This window comes from Cetobacterium sp. ZOR0034 (genome assembly GCF_000799075.1).
Taxonomy (GTDB): Bacteria; Fusobacteriota; Fusobacteriia; order Fusobacteriales; family Fusobacteriaceae; genus Cetobacterium_A.
Window position 1 is genome coordinate 1 of record NZ_JTLI01000058.1, and the last position, 2,232, is coordinate 2,232.

At 24.3% G+C, this 2,232-nt stretch carries 2 protein-coding genes; one reads left to right on the forward strand and one right to left on the reverse strand.

The genetic code is table 11. The annotated features are described in order from the left end of the window. A partial coding sequence (locus L992_RS10510) for a hypothetical protein (RefSeq protein WP_047396135.1) occupies positions 1-1,447 on the reverse strand: 1,447 nt, incomplete at its 3' end. Between the two features lie 611 nt (positions 1,448-2,058). Between L992_RS10510 and L992_RS13840 the strand changes: the two genes are divergently transcribed. After that, entirely contained in the window at positions 2,059-2,193 is a 135-nt protein-coding gene (locus tag L992_RS13840; RefSeq protein WP_255359931.1) for a hypothetical protein, read from the forward strand. The last annotated feature ends 39 nt before the right edge of the window (positions 2,194-2,232 follow it).

A 2,232-nucleotide genomic window follows, 5' to 3' on the forward strand; every position in this document is an offset into this window, starting at 1 on the left:
TTTTTTCAATAATTTCTTTCTCTTGATCATCTAATACTAAAAATTTTTGGAAATTGTTTTCAAAATCTTTTTTTATAAAATCATCAACTTCAATTTTATGATCATCTAATGGTAATTGTTCAACAATTACTTTTTTAGGTGGTAGTTTTACTATTTCCTCATCTTTAGTCCAATCGTTTTCCAAAGCTTTTATAAAATAAGCTCTAACTTTATCCACTTTATTTTTCTTCATATAAATTGCAACTTGTTGAACTTTTTCTAGTCCATAAGACTCTATAGAATCTTTTATAGTTTTTGGCATCGTTTTTAAAGTTTTTGCTTTTGCCGGCATTAAGTTTAAAACTTCATCTATCATCTCTTGAGTGACATTAATAAACTCTTTTAGATTTTCTGTTTCCTCTTCTTGAAGATCCTTATTTTCTGTATGACTGACTAAAAGTTGACTCTGAGTAAGATGTCTAAACTCATTTAAATCATCAAAAAATCTTTGTTGTTTATCTTGAACTGTAAAATCATAGAAAAAGATTTCAACTTCAGCGTTCTCCCAGGTTCCATCTTTTTCCAAAATGAAATCTTTTATTAATTCTTTTTCTTTTAATTCTTGAAAACTTTTCATCAAAGTTTTTACAGTTCTTCCAATGTTTGTTTTATCAAATTTTAATGGAATTCTTTTTATTAGATAGATTACATCTATTTTTAAATATGTTTCACTAAATCTAAGTTTTTCAATTAACATATAAATTGTTCTTGCTGTACTAGATTCTATTTCTAATAGTACTGCAGCATCATAAACTAAATATCCTTTTGCTAAAATATTCTTATAGAAAAAATCTGATATCTTAATCTGATAAATCTCCTTTATTCTTCGGTCATTTATCTGTGCCTTTATTTCTGCATTTTCTTTTCTCTCTAAACTAACAATATCTAATTCAAAAATCGATCTTGTTATCTCTTCTTTTAATACAGATTTTAATTCATTAAAATACATCGTATTTTTAAAACTATAAAATGTATTAGCTATTCTTAATAAACTTTTTTTTATAAGCTCATTAGCTCTATTTGTATTGAGTCCTAATTCTTTTTTTAGTTCACTCAACGTTACCCAAAATTTCTGTGGCATTCCTCGATCTTTCATTATTTTCATTAAAACAATAAAAACTTTTTCTTCCATCTCTCCGGGAATATGATAACCTGAAGCTGGGGTAACAGTAATATACGTATCTCGATTATTATTAAAATAATATTTGACAATTTGATTTGTTTTTCTCTTTGTATTTTTACTAAATATAGGATATTGAATTATATTCATATCCATACGTATCAATGCTCTATTTTTCAAAAAACTTTCATCTAAGGTTATATTTTCTTCTACTATTTCTGTTTCGGGTGTATCAATTACCTCTTGAAAGTTTAAATTGTTGCTTTTTTTCTTTTTAGTTATTTTCATAAATCAACTCCAACAATTTTTTCGTCATTATATGGGTATATCTCACTTTTTTCTATGCTTTTTCTTAGATTCTAATAGATTATACCTAAAATATTGATAATTTTCAAGAAAAATACTCCCACTTAATGAAGAAATTTTATTTTATAAAAAATATACTCCCAATAAATGTTGATAAAAAAATACAATTTTATATATACTCCCATCTAATGTTGATGAATACTCCCACCTAATGACGAAAGATGTCCCATCTAGTGTTGATAAATACTCCCATCTAATGACGAAGAATAGTCCCACCTAATGACGAAAGCATAAATTGATTATAAACGCTTATAAATAAAGGCTTTGAAAGCTTTTTTTTTTCATTTTTTTTGTACATAACAATATATAACAATATATAACAATATATAAACAACTATAAACAATATATTTTTAAAAGTTTATTTAAAAAAATAAACGCATTTTAATATTTAAATTAAAATATGCGTTGACTTTTGAAAAATTATATAGTATTCTTTAATTATAATAAAAAAAGAGGTATTCAAAATGATATACCCCTACTGGCAATAGAAGTATATCATTTTATCCTCTAAAAATCAAGGAGGGTATAATTTATGAGATTAATAACTTTAAAAAATGGAATTGAAGTAACTCTTTATTTTAAAAAAAATTCAAAACAAGAAAAAGTAACATATATCGTTAAATCGGAAGAAGAAGCTTATAAAATAGCTCAATTACTTTTATCTTAAATAGGGAGATTAAATGATTTTTGAAAAAAAAATAAATTT

Coding starts and splice junctions, on each gene's coding strand:
- L992_RS13840 (WP_255359931.1), top strand. CDS start 2,059: ATGAGATTAATAACTTTAAAAAATGGAATTGAAGTAACTCTTTATTTT.